Origin of the sequence: Pseudoalteromonas xiamenensis (assembly GCF_030994125.1) — a bacterium.
Lineage (GTDB): Bacteria > Pseudomonadota > Gammaproteobacteria > Enterobacterales > Alteromonadaceae > Pseudoalteromonas > Pseudoalteromonas xiamenensis_B.
This window is the reverse complement of the sequence record NZ_CP099917.1, coordinates 763213-783909: the sequence shown is the minus strand read 5'-3', so window position 1 is coordinate 783909 and position 20697 is coordinate 763213. Positions and strand designations below refer to the sequence as shown.

The following is a 20697-nucleotide window of genomic DNA, read 5'->3' as shown; positions in this document are numbered from 1 at the left end:
TACATGTAAAGTGGTGGCGACTATACTTGTTCCATTAAAGGTACATGTGGAGATTTTTATGAGAATTGTATCTTTTATTGAAGCTAGAAATGGTCTCACAGCTGTTTTGGACGGTGTAGTTAATGATGCTAATACAACTGATATTACACGCCGTGATTCTGAAGATGCAGTGGTTATGTCTTTAGACTATTACAATAGCCTTATGGAGACAGCTCACTTACTACGTTCACCTCAAAACGCTGAACACCTAAATCGTTCGATTGAACATTACCGTGCTGGCAAAACAACGGCACGGGAGTTAGTTGATGTGTAGTAGTCAACGTTTACTGTCGTGGATTGCAGACGCTAGGGATGACTACCTGTATTGGCAAACTCAAGACAAGAAAACACTCAAACGAATCAATCGACTCATCAATGACGTTAAGTGCTCTCCATTTGAGGGCATCGGTAAACCAGAGCCATAAAAAGAAAACTTATCTTGTTTTTGGTCTCGTCGTATTGATGATACTAATAGGCTTGTTTACGCAGTCGATGATCAAGCTCTAACGATAATTTCGTGTCGTGAACACTACTAATCAAGTTCATTGATCTGGTAACGAACAAGCAATTAAGGCGGGATTCACAACGCTTGGCACTTTTGCGTCAACTTCAGTTTTCGGTGGACTTCTTCGAAGGGAGAAATAACGAGCATGCTAAATTGCACACACTTAACTTTGGTCATTTAGCTGTAAGAGAAATTGAAGATAGCGATCCTACATTTGCACATTTACGTAAAATAGCATTCTACGTTGCGGATAGAACTGCACACGGATTAAAACTAGACAAAAATTCTATTAAAAATTACACATAACAAACTGTTTAACAAGGATAAAATGCAGTTGGCTTTTGCTCCTTCATCGCGAATTTTAGCTAACTAAATTTTGCCTATTAACAGGGAGTTAACTCTCTTTTTAGATTCGTAAAACTATCAGGAAAAAAATGAAAAAGTTTATAATTTCAATATTTACTATGTTCCTATTGTCAGGTTGCGTAACGTTGAATACTCAATACCAAGGCGATGACTCTGGCTTTGCTATCATGTCTTTTTATATAAAAAACCACAACTTTGCAGGTGACTATGTTGTGAACTATGAAAATGATAAAGGAGAGTCGGGTAGGTTTTATTATCGTAAAGATGCATCATGGGGTCGCTCTGAAAGGGATTTTGATGAGGCAAGTTATAACGGTAGAGTAGAGCTACACCAACTAAAAGCTGGCAAGTATTTGATTACAAAATATGAACAAATTCAAGGTGCTCATACTTTTCACTATGAAGATTTTGAACCATACAGCTTTGAAGTAAAAAAGAATGAAGCTACATATTTGGGTGAATTGACTGAGCCTGTTGGTGGAAGCGGAATGCTCCAAGTCATAGATAAATTTGAGCGAGATATAAATCTTGCAAAACAGAAAGGGTTGCCCGAAAACATTAATATCGAAAAACAACTGATGAATGAGAGTATGTTAAAAGTTAAAGGCTCTAGGCACTTTAAAGTGCAATAGAGAGTTAATAATGCGCTAAACGAGGACAAAATTAAATAAGCTCGTCGCTTCGCTCTATTTTAGCTTATTCAATTTTTTCCATTAACAGGGCGTTATATGCCTGAAGAGGAATGATGGCTCGACGTAAATCTGATATTTCAAATAGCGATATCAGAATATTTTTTTCAAGAAGTAGGCAAGTATTATGATGATGCTCGTGGATTAGAACCCTTTGATCCATAGGTGGCCAAAAAGATGAGTTATTAGATTTTTTAATCATAAATGTTGTTTCTATGGTATTTCGATTGCTCGAAAGACGTTATCTCAAGATAATCTTATATCAATGAATAAATCTTTTTTAGGTCTACATTTATGGACAATGTTGTTCCATGATTGTCAATCATGTAATAACGAGAAGCAACAAGAACATGGCGAGAATTTTTATATATTAAAGAACCTGAGCATGCTCCATCTCGGGAGCAACAAATAGATGAGTTTATTGCTTCTAAAAATTACGATCCAACTTTAAATTTACATGAATACGCTGACAATCTGTACGGAGATGTCGGACAAGTAGCAATGACTTTAATTAACTTAAGGTATAAACAAGCCCAAGATGGTATAAAAAGCTACTTGGGTAAGACGGCAAATAAAAAGCTACAGAAGCAGGACTCGTAACCGTTGGTTAGGTTCTGCTTCGCCTCACATTTTAGCCAACAAATTTTGCCGATTACAACGGCGTTATATTCAAAGGTAGTATATGCAAATAATCAACGTAGTATTATTTATGTTTTTCTTTTTTCTGTTAGTGGTTGTTCCGTTAGCCTATACAACCAAGCAGAGGCAATGAAAAAAGTATTAGAAGAAAATGCTGATAATATTCTTCAACCAAGTGAATTCGACACTATCTCTACTAGTGTTCCTAAGTTAAAAGAAAAGTTCGGCTACTTAGTTAAGCAATACTACCTCAAGGGGGAGGTAGATATTGAAAGAGAATATTATGTATTATATAAAACCGAAAATTCGACCCATTACTTCAGACATTTTAACGATAAGCGCCAACCTACTGGTGTTGAGATGAAACTTGATAATAAAGTTATGTTTTTAAAACTAACAGAAAATGGGAATTTCGATTCATATATGTCACATTTCAACGAATGTGAATTTGTAATCGGTAAATGTCAATACGAAACGTACAGTGGTAAAACCGAAATTGAAACGGTTTTTGATAACGGAGTTTGGATTACCAAATTTAATGGCGTTGGTTTGAGAAAGAAAACCATGAAACGAATCTACGATAAAAATGGAATATTAATTTTCAGATCAATCCATGGCTATATCATGGGTAAAGAGACCTACTCTGAAAGAATTGCTTTTGAACCTGAAGCTATCGAGCTTTAGAGCTTTAGAGCTTTATAATACGAATATAACAAGTCAAATCACAGGACACATAACGGTTGTCTCAGTTTTTGCAAAAAACCAAATGCAGCAAAAACTGCGCCAACTTACGCGCCTGTGTTTGAGGTGTTATATTCTCAGGAAAGTTTGGTGAAAGACGAAGAGCTAATCAAAAATCTAATTCCTTGGTGGTAGTTCTTTAGGGGCAAGTCTTACATCGTGCAGATTAACTTAAACGCGAGTTCAGCTTTGAACAACTACACAGTAAGTTTCACCGGTCACAGTGCCTGCTTTTTCAAAATCCAAGCTTTAACTGGTGCGACCCAAACAGGGTTGGGTGTATAAAAAGCCCCGTGACTTAAACCTGTATTGATGGCTAATTCTTCAAAGGAACGTGTATGTGGGCTTTTCGCTTTCAAGGCATCACAAGTACCGGAACGGTCTGACTTCTCGTAGACAGACAACACATGACCATAAACTTGAACGTCTTGATGCTGTTTGGCAATCAAGCGTCCACATCCTGCTAACAGCACGGTATTAACGCCTATATCAGCAAGTAAATTGGACGTTAGCCCTGTAATAAAAGAACCTCGTGAAAAACCTACTAATGTAATATGCGAAGGTGATACGCCTAGCTTAACCAGTTCGCGAATGCGCTCACTGAACGCTTGTGCATAGGCAAAAGGATCGGTGTTTTTAGGGCGGTGGTGTGCCATAAGGTGGTAGGAGTCATCAGCGAGAGCTTCTTTAATCGCAGGGAAATCGTATTTTCCAAAACCATGCTTAGTCTCGATAGGGGTCGGATTATCACCCTCAACGATGTAACCATGGGAGTAGAATACGAAGCGACCATTGGCGTCGATTGGTTGAGTTATCTCAGGAAACAAATTAGACGCGAAAGACGATGTGCATACCAAACATGATGCCAATAATGCAACGGGAGACAATAGGTGGCGTAATACCATAGCGCTATCCTTACCGATATATTTTATATGACCGCATGATACGTGAATCATTGAAAAAGTGTTTGATAATATTCGTTTATATTGAAATGGGATGATTGAAATAACAAAGGCAACACAAGGTTGCCTTTGGTTTAAATAGTGTATTGGGAACTTACTCTGCGGCTAAGTTTTCAACCCCAACAATAAGCCAAGGTGCGTTCGCGTCGGTTTTGCGTTCAAGGTGCCATACTTCATGGATAGGTTCTTCAACATTTTCAATGTTGTCACGGTACTTACCACGGAACATCACACTGATTTCCCAAACAACTGGGCTCACATCTGCACGTACCGCTTCTGCACTTAGGAATAACGTTTCGTTAGATACTTGACCTTGCTCAGCACGTTCGGCCTTGAACTCTTCAATGAGTTCAGGGCTTAGGTATTCGCTAACCGTTGCGAAATCATTTTCGTTCCAAGCTTTTTGCACCGTACGATAGTGGTTTTCAGCACCACGTAGAAACCCGTTCAAGTCAAAGTCACGCGGTAAATTGAACGGTACATCGGAGGTGCTTGAACCAAATCCCGAAGACGCAGGCGTAAAAGCCTGAGGTTGCGCAGGTTGCTGATAAGGTTGCTGTGGCGCAGTTGAATACGGACTTGAGCTTGCACCTGCGTATGCTGGCTGTTGCCTACGTGCCATCATACCTTTCACGACTTTGAATATAACAAAAGCAAGCACAGCAAATAGAATCATTTCAAGCCATTGAAAGCCTTCAAAGTCATCGCCAAGCATTGCAGCAATTAAACCACCAGCTAGCAAGCCACCAAGTACACCGGCCATAATGCCTTTTTTCGACGACTTAGGGGCAGTTTTCGCAGGCAGAGTATTAGTGTCTACTTGCTGCTTTGGTTGAGCTGTTTGGGTTTGTTGCGTCTTTCCTGATTTCTTTTTGCTGCCAAACTTTTTTGCTGCAAACGCATCAAAGCTGGTCGCAAATAAAAATGTCACTAAAGACAACATGGTAATGAGTTGTTTCATACCTTTCCTCGATTAAAAAATATTGACGCCAATTCTAATTAAATTGGGTACGCGATACATAGATCTTTAGGATTAAATATGGGGGTTATGCGACGAAATCCAAAGACTTTTGCGAGCCTTTGGATTCATTACATCAAAAATGTTCTCTGCGTAGCGCTATAACCATTCCATTTGGCTGGTAAAATCCGCTGCAAATTGTTGAATTGGCGTATTTAAATTCGCGACTAAGATTACGTCCGCTTTATCCAGTGGGTTAATAAGACCACTAAAGCGATCGTCAACGAAACTACGACCTGACTCTCTAAAGCTGTCTTCACGAGGCACAACGAATACCGTTACTGGACCATCTTCGCTTTGGTAAATCATGTGCAAACTTTTTTTACCACGATAATTACAAAATGTTGCGTAGGTCACTTTGCCCGGTAAATCGTCCAGCTTAGCTCCGAATGTTGCGAGCTTTTCGTTCACTTTTTGCAGTGAAACAGCATCGGTCAGTTTAAACGCGCCCATTTCATGGTAGACGTGTTCAAACGCATATTCGTTGGCATGTACCGCGGTCGGGGTTGCCGACAGGAAATACACGGTGGTCGCAACGAAAATAGATGCCGCCATTGCAAATGGACCTGCATGACGTTTATACCAAGTAACAGGCTGGTGCGGTGGTGGTGTGATGGACTCTGAAGTTTGTGCTTCCTGAGTTTTTGCTTCCTGAGTTTTTGCAATAATGCGCTCGGCAAGCCCCTCAGGAACTGGGATGTCCATGGCATCTTTCATTGCGGCTTCAAATGAAAGAAAGTCGTCAAGCTGAGCTTGCAGTTCCGGGTTATTTTTCGCCATTTCGTGAACGTCCTTGTCAAAAGGATCGGCATAAAGACGGCGACGAAATTCAAGTTCATCCATCTGATTGCGCTCCTCTTACTGGTGTTTTTACGTTCATTAAGGCCTCTTTGAGCTGGTTTCTGGCACGGTAAAGTCTCGTCATCACCGTGTTTTTATTCAGCTCTAACATGTCTGCGATTTCATCTCCAGAAAATCCCATAACCACCTGCATAATCAGAGGTTCACGGTATTCTGGTTCCAAATTGTTGATATGGCGTTGAATGACCGTTTGTTCCATCTCGTCATCGAGGGTGAAACGCTCTTTGTCTTCCAGCGTATCTTGTTCCACATCAGCATAATCAAATTGTTTACGTTCAAATCGTCGCGCGTTCTCACGACGTAAAATGGTAATTAACCAAGGCTTTGTTGCATTTTCATCTTGCAAGCTATCCAGCGAGCGCCACGCACGAAGAAAGGTTTCTTGTACCAAATCTTCGGCAATTGTTGCATCGCCACACAGCCAGTAAGCAAAACGATACAACTCTGTATGATAGGTTCTTACCATTTGCTCATAGCGTTGTTGTTTTGTGGTCATACTAGTTAGACCTTCGTTTTTAAATTTTTATTTCAACAAACTTTCTGTTTGCTTTGAGTAGTCTGTAAACCCTATTTTAAAGCGCGGCCTACAAAATTAAAACGGGGTAGAATCGATATTCTCCCCGTTTTAAATACTGAGTGTTTTCTTACATAAACGCCTAAATCCGGCGCTTTGTAAACGGTATTAATTAATAGAGCGTTTCAAGCGTGTTACCGTTTGATTTATGTTTTTTTGTTTGCTGCTTTAACACCGCACAGACATGTTTATGTAACGTTGGTAAGTCCACCTGTTGATTGTTGGAACTATAAAGAGTCGCCTGAAGATTTGCAATCTCATGGCTTAATGATGGGTCACTTTGTTTATTGGCCCAATCCGAGAGCGTTGCCGCGCCTAATTTGGCAGTAAGGGACATTAACGCTTGGTAATAACGTTTAGCATCACCGTCTTTAGCTGCCGAATTCAGTTCAGCCATTGGGTCTGATTGCGTGACAGTGGGTGATTTGACTTTTTCTGAAGCGGGTGTTGGTTTTCTAAGTAAAAACCAACCTAACGTCAAAATCCAAAGCACGTAACCACTCACAAGTAACAGCCAGTCTTGCCACGTTTTTTCAGCTTGAATCGACGTTGTTGGCATCAGTGTTTGCTGGGGAACAGAAACGGTTTGAGATGCTTCTGGCTTGGCTGATTGTACCTCTGGAACCACAGGTGCCTTTGGAGCATTCGGGTCCGCGACGACGGTAATTGAACGAGCTGGAACAGACGCATACTGCGTTTTCCCCATTTTCGTATTAAACCACGCAACCTTTAACTCAGGTAACGTAAACGTGCCTGGTTTTTGCGGGAGTAGGGCGATTGAGCTCACCATTTGGGAAATAATACGGCCATCTCGAGAGATTTGTTTACGTTCACTGTCGTCCGGGTAAGTTCTAAAGCCATCAATTTGCGGTACAGTGATTTCTGGTAGTTGCTCTTGTGTTACACCTGTGGCGGTAAGCGTAAGTGTACGAGTAATCGGAGTGCCAACCGTCACGGTATCGTCAGTTGGTTTCCATTCTTCACCCAAATGCACGAGTTCTGACGGTAACCAAGCACCCGGGAAGTTTTCAGGGATAGGTTGCACATCTAAATCAATGCTTTCACCCACAGCTGAAATTGCCATTCGGCGATAGCCTTCACGCACTTGGCCATTAAAAATAGGGCCATCGATAGTGAATTGGCCACTTTTATTCGGTTGCATCAAATACTCGCGGGTCACGACAAAGTATCGACGCCCATCAACTATTTCATATTCTTCTTTTTGTTTACCTAGTAGCGTAAATTGCGTATCAGCTAATTCTGGTGCGGTCAGTTGACCATCCAAAAGCTCTTTGCCAACGTATAGCTTTACCGTATAGAGCGCCGCTTGTTGGACGTATAATGGACCGTCTTGAAGTGCCACTTTGACAAACACGTCATTTTGCGTGCTGTCGTCTTGGTCTCGAGGGATCACTTTGAGTGTTATCGGTTCCGACTTCATTCCTGAGACTGTAAACGCAGGGATGGTGAACTCACCGGCGCGGCGCGCAAGCACCTGCATTTGCCATGTGGTGCTGCTGCTAATACTGCCGTTTATAATGCTCGTGCGAGAGCTTGTACTCATTGGTCCAATATTAAAAATTTTGGCAAGTTCTTGAGTATCAGGGGTTTCGCCACCGACTTTGCCAGTTGCTTCAATCGTGAGCGTAAAATACTCGCCGACAAGAACGGGGTTTTTATCTACGCTTGCCGTTAAACCTTCGCCAGCAAAAGAAAATTGGCTCAAGGCAAGCAGTAATAGACCACCTATAAAACGCATTACCATGATTTTTCGACTCCTTTAAGATAGCGTTCACGACCACGTTGTTGGGCCTCAAGTAACATTTTATTGCGCAGCAAAATAGACGGTTCATCCGGTACTTTTCTGAGTAGCTGCTTTATTTTCTCGGCTTTTTCACGCTCTTCTGGCGTAAGTGGGCGAGGGTCACCGCTGACCATTGGCGCTTGAGCTTTGGTGTCTTTATCCTCACCATCTGCCTTTTCATCCGCAAGACCAGCTTGCTGAGGCTCTTTTTCATCTTGAGCTTGTTGCTGGGCGTCGTTCATCATCTGCTCTTGATCACCCGATTTTTCATCCTCTTTACCTGATTGCTGGTTTTTATTCGGTTCAGCTTGCATGTCTGGTTGATTATTCTGGCCTTCTTGCCCGTCAGGTTTGGACGATTTTGAGGGCTCATTGTTACTTTCATCCTGAGTTTCGCCTTCAGATTGACCACCTTGCTGCTCATCACCAGATTGTTCTTTCCCTTGCTGCTGTTTGTCACCTTGCTGGTCTTGAGATTGAGAACCTTTTTGCGCATCTGAACCTTGTTGATTTTCAGACTGCTGTTGGTTTTTTTGATCAGGATCTTGGTTAGCGTCTTGTTGCTGTTGCTGTTGCTGTTGCTGTTGCTGTTGCTGTTGCTGTTGCTGTTGCTGTTGTTTTTTCATTTGCTCAAGCAACTGCTTATTCGCTTTCGCTTGGGCGAGTTCAGGGTCGAGATTGAGCGCTTTGTCATAGGCATCTAACGCTTCATCCAATTGACCAAGTTGAGCAAGCGCATTGCCATAATTGTACAGGCCTTTGGCTGATGTACTGTTCTTGAATAACTCGGCTGCTTTTTCATAATTGCCTTGCTTATACAACGCAGCTCCTTTGAGTTCATCCATCTGTGCTGAAGATGCTGATGAAAAATCACCGTTTTGATAGGCTGATAAGGCTTTTTGGTCATCATTTTGCAGCCAGCTTGGGAGGTCCATGGCGTAGCTTTTATCCAATGGAAGGAAAACAATCATCAGCAAGGCAAATTGAAATACGCCTTGACGGAAGAGCACTAAGCCCATCGGAACAAGTAACACAAGTAGGTAAATACCAGCGTCAACGCGCCACATAACATTTTCGCTTTTTGCTTTGTTGACCTCTGCATGGTTAATACGCGGTGCAAAGGTCTTAATGTCCTCATCAGACGGTGAGTAAGTGGCAAACAATCCACCTGACGACACAAGATTCTTGAGTAAGGCCACATTAAGTTTCGGCACCACAATTTGACCAAAACGGTCTTTAAGAAATCCACCCTCAGGGAGTGAAATTGGCGCACCTTCACGAGTACCGATGGCGTATACACTCAAACGGAATTTAGTCGAAGCTAACATTGACTTCACTTCGCCGATTTCTTCTTGCTCCACATCATCCGTGACAAGAATAATATCACCGTCGGCGTAATGCCCTTGTTCCAAAAGCATTTTAGCTTGTTCAATACCCGCGAGTAAGTTTGCGCCTTTGCTTGGCATTATTTGCGGACTTAAACTGGGGATTAAGTTTTTCAACGTAGTGGCGTCACTGGTCAGTGGTGACACTGTAAACGCATCGCCAGCGTAGGCAACAAGTGCTGTGTCGCCTTCCGAAAAAAGCGCCACCATGTCCATGAGTTTAAAACGCGCTTGAGTAAGTCGGTTTGGCGCGATGTCGGTTGAATACATGGAGTAGGACATATCAACCACAAGCACACGAGCTTGCTTTGCTGAGTAAACAGGAACTTGTTGTTTCTCAATACTCGGCCCTGCAGCGGCGATAATGGCGAGCGCCAAAAACGTACTTAATAAAACAGGGCGTTGTTTAATCGCCTTTGTGTGCGTATTGCCAAGCACAATATGGGTTAAATGCGGCGCAATTAGCGAGCCACGTTTACTTTGTTGTTGCTTAACAAATTGCAGTAACGTCAGCACCACCCATGGAATAAATAGCCAAAGCAAAGCTGGGCGTAAGAAAACAAAGTCGATAAGCCAATTCTGCATTAGTTGTTCTCCCGTAGAATGGACTTTGCACTTTTTGTGATTAGAACCAGCGCAATCCAGCCGAGCGCAACGAGCAATGGCCAATAGAAAAGCGCTAAGGTCGGTCGGAATGTTTGGTTGTCTGAACTAATCGGCTCCAGTTTATCCAGCTCTTCGTAGATACGTTGTAAGCCTTTTACGTCCTTCGCACGAAAATACAGACCTCCCGTTTCAGAGGCGATGTGCTTAAGCGTAGCTTCATCGATACTACTTCCCATGGAAGAAAGACCACCCATACCGAACAGACTAAAGCCTCCGCGACCATCTGAGCCAACGCCAACGGTGTACACCTTAATACCAGCATCGCGAGCAAGTGTCAGCGCTTCTTCGGGCTGCAAATTTCCAGAGGTATTTTGACCATCGGTAAGCAGAATAAGGATGCGATTGCTCTTGTCTTTTTGCTCGAATCGCTTAACGGACAAGCCAATTGCGTCGCCAATGGCGGTAGCTCGACCAACGAGTCCGATCTGTGTTTCATTGAGCATTTTTGCAACGGTGTCAACATCACGGGTTAATGGGGTTTGCAAAAACGCCGTGTCGCCAAACAGAATCAAGCCAAGGCGGTCACCTTGACGTTTTTCAATGAATTCACCAAGCACCGCTTTTACAACAGACAGTCTGTCTACGTAGCCACCTTGATACGCCATATCTTGTTCTTTCATTGAATCAGAAAGATCGACCGCAAGCATGATGTCTCGGCCTTCATTTGGTAATACGACGGGGTCATCCAAATAGGTTGGGTTTGCAAGCGCGCACACAAGGGCAATCCAGACGATGGCCTCAGAAAGACTAAGGTACCTTTTTTGTTGCTCATTAAGTGAACCGCCAGTCGCAATAGTCGCATAGCTTGGCATGCGCAATTTCAGAGGTTGTTTGGCGGGTGTCGGTTTAACCAAGGCGATAAGCCATGGAAGTGGTAATAACAAAAATGCTAATGGCCAGCTAAATTCAAACATTTGCCGCCTCCAACGTAAGCTTTTCACGTGTTTTAAACGTAGTAATGGCCAACACAAACTTGTCGAATAGTGCTTCTGCACCATTGGGGCTATAGATGGTTTGTAGCTCCTCTTTGGTAAACGTCGCGTTTGAAACGGTGTTAAGGATAAGAAGCCATTGTTTTTGTGGCAAACTTGCCATTTCAATGCCGTAATAATGTTTTACTAATCGTTTTAACAACGTGTGTAGTGACAGCGACGATTCAGCAAGCTTAGCTAGCTGTGTTGCTTCACGCTTAGCGCGTGAATGGCGATGACGCTTCACTATGAATAAAATGATAAGTGTCAGGACGAGTAACGTCGCGACAATTAATCCCCAAGCCGCATAAGAAAGCGGCCACCAACTGACTTCAGTGGGTGGGATCACATCTTTAAGAGCATCTAAAGGTGACGACGGCATGTTAAACTACCTGTGCAATTGCTGTTCTAGTGGTTGAGCGGCACTAAAAGTGCGCATTTGCATACCAGCACGACGTAAACGCGCTAATCGAAATTCAAATTGTTCCGCTGCTTTTTCGGCATAACGTGAACGAAAGGTTTTGTCCATCAGCGGTAAAGTCCAGTCAGTACTGCCTGCGTAGACTTTCACGGCGTCTTTATACGCTGGCAACTGGTGTTCAAATGGATCACTGATATGGCAACCAATGAGTTCACAGTGACGACTGAGCCTTTCCAACTGCTTGAAACTACTGTCATCAAGCTGACTGAAATCGGAAATGAGATAAACCATACTGCCAGGCTTGGCTAAATGCGCGAGGCGTTTAAGGTTATCTGCAAATTTACTCGGCATCGGCGTATCTCGGTTGTCGAGCGCGATGTTATGAACGTCTACAAGCTGGTGACAAAGTGCCAATACGCCTTTGTCTCTCGCGGTAGGCTTTAGTTCATGATGGCCGAATTCGGAAAACACGATTCCACCTAGTCGGTCGCCTCGTGCACAGGTTGACCAAGCTAACAGCGCACTGAGGTGACAAGCTTGCACTGATTTAAGAAGAAGCTGACTGCCAAAAACCATACTAGAGGACAGATCCGTAAACACGAATACAGGGCGTTCTTTTTCTTCTTGGAACAATTTTGTGTGGGCTTCACCTGTGCGAGCGGTCACTCGCCAATCAATCGCACGAATATCATCGCCATATTGATATTGTCTCACTTCAGCAAATTCCATTCCTCGTCCTTTTTGTGGCGCGAGGTATTGACCTGCTGATGCACTTTTTATTTTTTGTTTCGGCACAAGTGACAAGAGCGTTGCTTTACGTTTGTAGTAAAGCAATTCTTTCAATCCGACCTGTGCGCCAGTGCAATGCGTGTCATGCATCCACTGTTGTGCGTTTTGAATGGTTTCAATCATCGCTTAAGGAGCTGGAACTAAGTTCAAAATACGAGAGATAACTTCATCTTTAGTGATGCCGTCGGCCTGAGCTTCGTAACTTAAAATGATACGATGACGCAGCACATTCGCGGCTACAGCCTGAATGTCTTCCGGTGTAACAAAGTCTCGACCTTGCAGCCACGCATGTGCACGGGCACATTTGTCCAGCGCAATCGTCGCACGAGGACTGGCACCAAATTCAAGCCATGCAGCGAGTTTGTCATCCAGTTTACGGGCATCACGCGTCGTAATAATGAGCTCAACAAGATAACGCTCCACCGGTTCAGCAAGGTGCAACGACAATACTTGTTTACGTGCACTGAACAATTCAGCTTGCGAAATCGGTTCAAAGTTAACTTGCGCTTGCTCTAGTGCTTCGCCACGGGTTAGACGAAGGATAGCCAACTCGGTTTCCGCTTGTGGATAATCAATATTCAAGTGCATCAGGAAGCGGTCTAACTGGGCTTCAGGAAGTGGATACGTCCCTTCTTGTTCAAGCGGGTTTTGGGTTGCCATGACCATAAACAACTCGGGTAATTTGTAAGTTGTTTTGCCCACGGTAACTTGGCGTTCAGCCATGGCTTCTAATAATGCAGATTGAACCTTAGCGGGCGCTCGGTTTATTTCGTCAGCCAAAATCAAGTTATGGAACAGAGGGCCTTTTTCAAATACAAATTCACTGGTTTGTTGGCGATAAATATCGGTACCCGTGATGTCAGACGGCAGTAAATCAGGGGTAAACTGGACGCGTTGGAAATTACCTTCAACCCCTTTTGCCAGTGCGTTTACTGCGCGTGTTTTTGCAAGACCAGGAGGACCTTCGACCAACAAATGGCCGTCGGCAAGTAACGCAATCAATAGGGCTTCGGTCAGTTGCGGCTGACCAATGATTTGTGTGTCTAGATACTGTTTTAGTTCGATAAATTTATTTACAGCCATTGGGAGTTTGTCCTTTTATGACAAATTAAACCAACTAGTGGGCGAGTGTGCCCGTGATAAAATGATTCCTGCTCTATGGGGGCTTTCCTCGAGAATCTCAAGAGCTTAGCTTTAAAGGGCAGGTGGATCTCGCGTGATAGTTAGACTGACAAATTCATGAAAGTTCCCAAAAATTTTCATCTATACTTCGTTTGCTTGATATTTAAACAAATCATCGTTTAAGCATGGTAATAACCGCTAAATTGTTGTGGCGTTTTTTTAAGCAAAATGTGATTTGCTATTGGCTTTATGTGTCGGGTTGTTTAGAATCGGGGAAAACCAACAGGTCAGACCTGTCTACGGGAGAGAAAGTTAATGTCTAAACAAAATATACTAAAAACAACAAAAGGCGACCGCATTGCGGTAGTTTCTGGGCTACGTACTCCATTTGCGAAGCAAGCAACTGCATTCCATCACGTTCCTGCTGTGGACTTGGGTAAAATCGTTGTCAATGAAATGCTCGAGCGTTTAAACATCGACAAACAAGAAATTGATCAAGTGGTCTTTGGGCAAGTTGTTCAAATGCCAGAAGCGCCAAACATCGCACGTGAAATTGTGTTGGGGACAGGCATGCCAGTGTCGGTTGACGCATATTCTGTATCGCGTGCTTGTGCAACGAGCTTCCAAGCTATTGCAAACGTAGCAGAATCTATTATTGCAGGCAGTGTGTCTGTTGGTGTCGCTGGTGGTGCGGATTCATCATCTGTTCTTCCTATCGGTGTAAGTAAAAAGTTGGCGGGCAGCTTAGTTGACTTAAACAAAGCGCGTACACTGGGGCAGCGTTTCAATATTCTGAAAAAACTTCGTTTTAAAGACCTTATGCCAGTACCGCCAGCAGTGGCAGAATATTCTACTGGGCTTTCGATGGGTCAAACAGCGGAACAAATGGCAAAAACTCATGGTATTAGCCGTGCTGACCAAGATGCGCTAGCTCACCGCTCGCACACATTAGCGGCTAAAGCGTGGGCAGATGGTTTACTCAAAGATGAGGTGATGGCCGCACACGTTGAGCCATACAAGAGCTTTATCGACAAAGACAACAACATCCGCGAAAACTCAGTTTTAGAAAGCTATGCGAAGTTGAAGCCGGTATTCGACCGTCAACATGGTTCAGTAACGGCGGCAAACGCGACACCATTAACGGATGGTGCAGCGGCGGTACTACTTATGAGTGAAAGCAAGGCTAAAGCATTGGGTTATGACATTTTGGGTTATATCCGCAGCTTCGCGTTCTCTGCGATTGGTGTTTATGATGACATGCTTATGGGTCCTGCGCATTCAACGCCTGTGGCGCTAGAGCGTGCTGGCATTACATTACAAGATTTAGATCTTATCGAAATGCATGAAGCCTTTGCTGCACAAACGTTGGCGAACATGAAAATGTTTGCATCTGACAAGTTTGCGCAAGAGCAATTAGGGCGCAGTAAAGCGATTGGTGAGATCAACATGGATAAATTTAACGTTAACGGCGGCTCACTCGCGTACGGTCACCCATTTGCGGCAACTGGCGCTCGTCTTATCACACAAACTTTATATGAGCTAAAACGCCGTGGTGGTGGTCTAGGTCTTACAACCGCTTGTGCTGCGGGTGGCTTGGGCGCTGCATTTGTATTGGAGAGCGAATAATGTCGGTATTTAGTTACGAATTAAACGATCATCGTGTCGCGATTGTGACCATTGACGTCCCTGGCGAAAAGATGAATACGTTACGTGACAGCTTTGCCGGTGATCTGGCTGAGATCATCGAAAAAGGCCGTACGGACGACGTAACCGGTATGGTTTTTGTCAGTGGTAAAGCGGATAACTTTATCGCAGGCGCAGACATCAAAATGCTAGACAGTGCGAAATCACGTACCGATGCGCTGGCTCTGTCTGAAATGTGTCAAAAAGCCTTTTTTGAGATGAAAAAGCTGCCTTTTCCAACGGTTGCAGCGATTCATGGTGCGGCACTTGGCGGTGGTTTAGAGTTCGCCTTAGCGTGTGATTACCGTGTTTGTTCAACGGATAACATAACAAAACTTGGCTTACCTGAAGTACAACTTGGCCTATTGCCAGGTGGTGGTGGGACGCAGCGTTTACCTAAACTTGTTGGTATTCAAAAAGCGCTTGAGTGGATGTTAACGGGCAAACAGGTCTTTGCGAAACAGGCTAAAAAAGCCGGTCTCGTAGACGATGCAGTACCGCAAAGCATTCTTCTTGATGTTGCAATTCGTCTAGCTCGAGCGGGTAAACCAAAGCCACGTAAGCCGCGTCTGGATAAAATCAGCCAATTGTTGGAATCTAACCCGTTTGGTCGCAACATCATTTTCAAGAAAGCCGAAGAAAATGTGCTGAAGAAAACGGGGGGCACTACCCAGCGCCAATCGCCATCATTAAAGCGGTACGCGCATCGGTTGAACTTGATGAATTGAAAGCATACAAAACAGAAGCAGAAGGTTTTGCTGATTTGGTGATGAGCGAAGTGTCAGTGGCACTTCGTGGTATTTTCTTTGCAACCACGGAAATGAAAAAAGAGTGGAAAAGCGAAGATGCCCCTAAAACGCGCCGTGTTGCAGTCCTAGGTGGCGGTCTAATGGGCGCGGGTATTGCTCACGTAAGTGCTGTTAAAGCCTCTGTGCCTGTTCGTATCAAAGACGTTGCGCATCAAGGTATAAGCAACGCTATGAATTACAGCTATAAGATCTTGTCTAAGCGAATGAAACGCAGAATCATGTCTAAAGCGGACGCGCAATTAGTGATGAATCGTATCACGGGTGCGACGGATTACAGCGGTTTCAAACACATGGACATGGTCATCGAAGCCGTATTCGAAGACTTAAATCTAAAGCAATCAATGGTTGCTGACATTGAACGTGAATGTGGTGAACACACGATTTTCGCAAGTAACACCTCGTCACTACCAATTGGCCAAATTGCTGAAAAAGCGACACGTCCGGAAAATGTGATTGGTTTGCATTATTTCTCTCCAGTAGAAAAAATGCCGTTAGTCGAAATTATTCCACACGAAGGCACAAGTGAGGCAACGATTGCGCGTACCGTGGAGTTTTCTCGTAAGCAAGGTAAAACACCGATTGTTGTTAAAGACAAAGCCGGCTTTTACGTCAACCGTATTCTTGCGCCGTACGTCAACGAAGCAGCGAATTTATTGTTAGCTGGTGAGCCGATAGAGAAGATTGACGCTGCCCTTGTTGAATTTGGCTTTCCCGTTGGGCCTCTTGCACTACTCGACGAAGTAGGTATCGACATTGGTTCTAAGATTGCACCAATTCTTGAAAAAGAACTAGGTTCGCGTTTCAAAGCGCCCGATGCGTTTAGCCGTTTGATTGACGCAAAACGCCTTGGTCGTAAAACTGGTCGTGGTTTCTACAAGTATGAACAAAAAGGCAAAAAAGTAGACGAATCAGTTTACGAGTTGCTAGGCGTTACGGTCGCACCACGTTTGAATAAACAAGAAATTGCGAGTCGTTGTGTTGCACAGATGCTCAATGAAGCCGCGCGTTGTTTAGATGAAGGTATTATCGCTTCTGCCCGCGACGGTGATATCGGCGCCATTTTCGGTATCGGCTTCCCACCGTTCCTAGGGGGCCCATTCAGCTATATGGACAAACGCGGTATTAGCAAAGTGTGTTCAGAATTGTCGACGTTTGCGACGGATAATCCGGTGTTTTCACCAGCAGAACCGTTGATGGCAATGGCTGAGAACGGCAAGCAATATTACTAGGTAAAACCGTTCTATATCCTAAGCTGACTGGAAATAGATAGTCAGCTCAAATCCCCGAAATGTAAGCCGCTGTAATGCGGCTTTTTCGTCTTTTTTTCTGAACATAATCTATACTGTTAATACATTAAGTCGATGTCGTGCAGGAAAAATGGAACGAAGGATCTACGGACTAATCGTTGGTGTTGTTGTGTTCACGATATGTGTGAATGCGCTTGTCCTTGTTTGGACAAAAAACATCTCGAATAACATACGTTCATTGGATGAGGCTTGGCGTAAAGATGCAGAGGTTGTATTAAGCAAGTCACAGCTACTAACGCAAATGGAGCGGCACTTTGGCTACAATGGATTTATCCATCACTTTAAAAACTACATTCTTCGCCATCAAACTATCTACTTCGACACCGCACAAATTGAAGCCGTTGAACTACGTTCGGCGTTAGATGAGTTTGACAATTATCCCCTTAGCTTAGAAGAACAAAATGCGTTAGTGGCTATTCGATCAACCCTTGAGTTGTACATTGAAAAACTCAATATGGCATACAATCAAAAAGCACCGTTGCACAGTGTCGCCGAGCTGGATAAATTGGTTAAAGTGGATGATTCGCTGGCTGAAAAAGCGTTTGAAGTGTTAAGGCGTAATATTTCACTAGAGTTTATAGAGGCACAATATGACCAAAAAAGGCTACTGGCCGAATCATTAAAACAAACTCAAGTCGGTGGCTGGGTTTTTATGCCTTTGCTTACGTGTGTTGCCCTTTTTAACTTATTAGCGCTTTGGTTCTGCGTAAAGCTCATTCGAGAGCGAAAAATGTTATTCAATGCGACACCTGATGCCCTGATTTATGTCCATGATGATGGTCAAATACAACAAGTGAATCAAGCGGCTTGTGACTTATTCGGTTATCTACGTGAGGAAATGCTCCTACTTAAAGTCGAACAATTAGTCCCTCAAGAATACCGTGTGCAACATGCCAAAGATCGCGGCGAGTTTACCGGTCGCTCGCGTATGCGACGTAAAAGTCGTGATGGATTACCAATCATCGGCATAACAAAACAGGGTAATGAAATTCCTATTGATGTCGCAATATCGAGCACCAAAATTGGTTCGCATAAAGTCAATATCGCGGTAGTACGAGATATCCGCAAAGAAAAACGTCTAGAGCTCGAGGCACAAAATGATCATTTAACTCAGGTATACAATCGCCGTCATCTCGATTCGGTTTTACTTGAGGAAATTGAACGAGCAAAACGCTATGGCAGAAAGCTCTCGGTATTGCTGGTTGATCTCGACCATTTTAAGGTGTTGAACGACGAGCAAGGGCATCTGAAGGGTGATGCGATGCTCAAACAGTTGAGTCAATTTTTGAAAGTATCGGTTCGACCAAGTGATTTTATAGGTCGTTGGGGAGGCGACGAGTTTCTATTGATTTGTCCAGAAACTGGCCCTGATGCGGCGTTACGCTTTGCCTATCGTTTGGTGGAGGATTTTCAATTTCTCACCGAAGGTCAGCTTACTTTGAGTGTGGGTGTAGCAGGTTATGATATCGTGAGTGACTTGATTTCCGCACAATCATTTTTGGATGCCGCCGATAAAGCGCTCTATAAAGCGAAAACGGAAGGTCGTAATCAAGCACAATTATTTATTGGCGATGTGAATAGCGCATACCGCTAATGGCGTGGCTTTTACTTCTTTCTCAAAACGCCGTACAATCCACTTCCATTGTTTCTTAGCGCTATTTAGTCGTTGTTTTGATGCACCATATTGATGATCTGATCTCAATCTTTGACCACGTTTTTTACGCGTCTCACAATACGCGTTTGGTAAAAGGGGAGGATGAGCCTATCTATCTTCCCGCTGATGATGAAGTCGCATATTGCCGCATTATTTTTGCGCATGGCTTTTATGCTAGTGCAATGCATGAAATTGCTCATTGGCTCGTTGCAGGTACCGAACGACGCCAACTTGTCGACTTTGGCTACTGGTACTGTCCTGATGGTCGTGACGAACGACAACAATCTGAGTTTGAGAAAGTAGAAGTATTACCTCAAGCAATTGAATGGGCGTTGAGTGTTTCAGCGGGATTTCCATTTAACGTATCAGCAGATAATTTAAATGGTGCACCAACGTGCCGTTTTCATTTTCAAAAAAAGTCCACACAAAGCTGTTGTCTTTATTGGAAACAGGCTTTAATCCACGAGCTGAGGCATTAATGCGCGCTTTAAGTGCGCATTATGGGATGCCTTGGCCATTGACCAAAGCGCAATTTGAATGGCAGGTCCCAGAGGAGTTTAGAGATGCAGTTTAAACTAGGGCTCATAGTTAACCCAGTGGCTGGATTAGGCGGCAGTGTGGCTCTTAAAGGCAGTGATGGCGTAGATACAACCGCGAAGGCACTATCACTCGGCGCTGAACCACTTGCAAATAAACGTACTGCAATGGCACTAACACAACTTTTGCCTTACCAATCGAAAATAACCATTTATACCGCATCGGGTGAAATGGGTGAACGCATAGCCAAAGAATTGGGGTTTAAGACCGAGGTTATTTACCAAGCGCCGGCTACGACGACACCGGAGGACACAGAAGCTGCGGCTCAGATACTTAAATCACAATCTGTTGATTTAATTCTATTTGCCGGTGGAGATGGTACTGCACGAAATATTTGCGCTGTGGTAGAAGATTCAATAGCCGTACTCGGTGTCCCTGCGGGTTGTAAAATTCATTCGGGTGTATATGCAATCACGCCGAAGGCCGCTGGAAGAGTCGTTGAAATGTTGGTCAAGGGAGAGCTTGTTACTCTCTCAGAAGCGGATGTGATGGACATTGATGAAGCCGCTTTTCGAGAAGGTACGGTGCGCGCAAAAAGGTACGGGGAAATGCAGGTGCCCTGTGAACTGCGCTACGTTCAAAGTGTAAAAAATGGTGGAAAGGAAAGTGATGAACTGGTGCTGTCCGATATCGCTGCTTGGGTTATTTCTCAAATGGAATCAGACGAACAATACATCATGGGCTCAGGCTCTACGGTTGCCGCCATTATGGAAGAGCTAGGCTTAGACAATACTTTGCTAGGTGTCGATTTGATTCGGGATCAACAGCTTATAGGTCAAGACATGACAGCCCAACAGCTACTGTCGGCGATTGAGCATACACCGACCAAGTTGGTCATTACGCTGATTGGCGGGCAAGGTCACATTTTTGGACGGGGCAATCAGCAATTAAGTCCAACGCTGATTCGCAGCATTGGTAAGGAAAACATCATTTTAGTTGCGACTAAAACAAAATTGAAAGCACTAAACGGCCGCCCACTGATAGCTGATACAGGGGATGCTGAACTAGATGAACAGCTAAGTGGTTACTTGAAAGTTATCACAGGCTATAACGATTACGTCATGTATGCCGTTGGGCATCAAGATTAAATTGGAG

General features: G+C 43.9%; 17 protein-coding genes and 3 pseudogenes. 10 read left to right on the top strand and 10 right to left on the bottom strand.

Going from position 1 to position 20697, the window contains the following annotated elements; genetic code table 11:
* Positions 1-58: 58 nt before the first annotated feature.
* From NI389_RS03580 to NI389_RS03565, 5 genes and pseudogenes are all read left to right on the top strand, one after another.
* Positions 59-313: a type II toxin-antitoxin system Phd/YefM family antitoxin gene (locus NI389_RS03580; RefSeq protein WP_308361598.1), complete on the top strand. Its 255-nt coding sequence runs from the start codon at positions 59-61 to the stop codon at positions 311-313.
* A pseudogene (locus tag NI389_RS03575) lies at positions 306-575 on the top strand (Txe/YoeB family addiction module toxin). The gene NI389_RS03580 and the pseudogene NI389_RS03575 overlap by 8 nt, the downstream one beginning before the upstream one ends.
* 53 nt (positions 576-628) lie before the next feature.
* Positions 629-850 carry an immunity protein Tsi6 family protein gene (locus tag NI389_RS21105; RefSeq protein WP_372588613.1) on the top strand — a complete coding sequence of 74 codons (222 nt, stop codon included), beginning with the start codon at positions 629-631 and terminating at the stop codon, positions 848-850.
* A gap of 128 nt (positions 851-978) precedes the next feature.
* On the top strand, positions 979-1542 hold the full coding sequence (locus tag NI389_RS03570; protein ID WP_308361596.1) for a hypothetical protein: 564 nt from the start codon (positions 979-981) through the stop codon (positions 1540-1542).
* 825 nt (positions 1543-2367) lie between these two features.
* The gene (locus NI389_RS03565) at positions 2368-2922 is read left to right on the top strand and encodes a hypothetical protein (RefSeq protein WP_308361595.1); all 555 of its coding nucleotides are present in this window, start codon (positions 2368-2370) and stop codon (positions 2920-2922) included.
* Positions 2923-3197: 275 nt separating this feature from the next.
* Here the strand turns inward: NI389_RS03565 and NI389_RS03560 are convergent, their stop codons facing one another.
* From NI389_RS03560 to NI389_RS03515, 10 genes are all read right to left on the bottom strand, one after another.
* Positions 3198-3884, bottom strand: a complete 687-nt coding sequence (locus NI389_RS03560; protein ID WP_308361594.1) for an alpha/beta hydrolase — start codon at positions 3882-3884, stop codon at positions 3198-3200.
* A gap of 151 nt (positions 3885-4035) precedes the next feature.
* Complete coding sequence (locus tag NI389_RS03555) at positions 4036-4902, bottom strand: Tim44 domain-containing protein (protein WP_308361593.1); 867 nt, start codon at positions 4900-4902, stop codon at positions 4036-4038.
* 156 nt (positions 4903-5058) lie between these two features.
* On the bottom strand, positions 5059-5802 hold the full coding sequence (locus NI389_RS03550; RefSeq protein ID WP_308361592.1) for a DUF3379 family protein: 744 nt from the start codon (positions 5800-5802) through the stop codon (positions 5059-5061).
* A complete protein-coding gene (locus NI389_RS03545) occupies positions 5795-6316 on the bottom strand; it encodes a sigma-70 family RNA polymerase sigma factor (protein WP_308361591.1) in 522 nt (173 codons plus the stop codon). The genes NI389_RS03550 and NI389_RS03545 overlap by 8 nt, the downstream gene beginning before the upstream one ends.
* A 190-nt stretch (positions 6317-6506) precedes the next feature.
* Entirely contained in the window at positions 6507-8159 is a 1653-nt protein-coding gene (locus NI389_RS03540) for a BatD family protein (protein WP_308361590.1), read from the bottom strand.
* On the bottom strand, positions 8153-10168 hold the full coding sequence (locus tag NI389_RS03535) for a VWA domain-containing protein (protein ID WP_308361589.1): 2016 nt from the start codon (positions 10166-10168) through the stop codon (positions 8153-8155). The genes NI389_RS03540 and NI389_RS03535 overlap by 7 nt, the downstream gene beginning before the upstream one ends.
* Entirely contained in the window at positions 10168-11163 is a 996-nt protein-coding gene (locus NI389_RS03530; protein WP_308361588.1) for a vWA domain-containing protein, read from the bottom strand. The genes NI389_RS03535 and NI389_RS03530 overlap by 1 nt, the downstream gene beginning before the upstream one ends.
* Positions 11156-11602, bottom strand: coding sequence for a DUF4381 domain-containing protein (locus tag NI389_RS03525; protein WP_308361587.1), 447 nt, complete (start codon positions 11600-11602; stop codon positions 11156-11158). Before NI389_RS03525 ends, NI389_RS03530 begins: the two co-directional genes overlap by 8 nt.
* Positions 11603-11608: 6 nt before the next feature.
* On the bottom strand, positions 11609-12520 hold the full coding sequence (locus NI389_RS03520) for a DUF58 domain-containing protein (protein WP_308362486.1): 912 nt from the start codon (positions 12518-12520) through the stop codon (positions 11609-11611).
* Between the two features lie 36 nt (positions 12521-12556).
* Complete coding sequence (locus NI389_RS03515) at positions 12557-13513, bottom strand: AAA family ATPase (RefSeq protein WP_308361586.1); 957 nt, start codon at positions 13511-13513, stop codon at positions 12557-12559.
* Positions 13514-13867: 354 nt separating this feature from the next.
* Here NI389_RS03515 and fadI point away from each other — a divergent pair, with 354 nt between their 5' ends.
* From fadI to NI389_RS03490, 5 genes and pseudogenes are all read left to right on the top strand, one after another.
* On the top strand, positions 13868-15178 hold the full coding sequence (fadI, locus tag NI389_RS03510; RefSeq protein ID WP_308361585.1) for an acetyl-CoA C-acyltransferase FadI: 1311 nt from the start codon (positions 13868-13870) through the stop codon (positions 15176-15178).
* Positions 15178-17273, top strand: a pseudogene (gene fadJ, locus NI389_RS03505) (fatty acid oxidation complex subunit alpha FadJ). The gene fadI and the pseudogene fadJ overlap by 1 nt, the downstream one beginning before the upstream one ends.
* Before the next feature lie 148 nt (positions 17274-17421).
* The gene (locus NI389_RS03500) at positions 17422-18945 is read left to right on the top strand and encodes a sensor domain-containing diguanylate cyclase (protein WP_308361584.1); all 1524 of its coding nucleotides are present in this window, start codon (positions 17422-17424) and stop codon (positions 18943-18945) included.
* Positions 18946-19025: 80 nt separating this feature from the next.
* Positions 19026-19579: pseudogene (locus NI389_RS03495) on the top strand (elongation factor P hydroxylase).
* The gene (locus NI389_RS03490; RefSeq protein ID WP_308361583.1) at positions 19569-20690 is read left to right on the top strand and encodes an ATP-NAD kinase family protein; all 1122 of its coding nucleotides are present in this window, start codon (positions 19569-19571) and stop codon (positions 20688-20690) included. Before NI389_RS03495 ends, NI389_RS03490 begins: the two are co-directional and overlap by 11 nt.
* Positions 20691-20697: the final 7 nt, after the last annotated feature.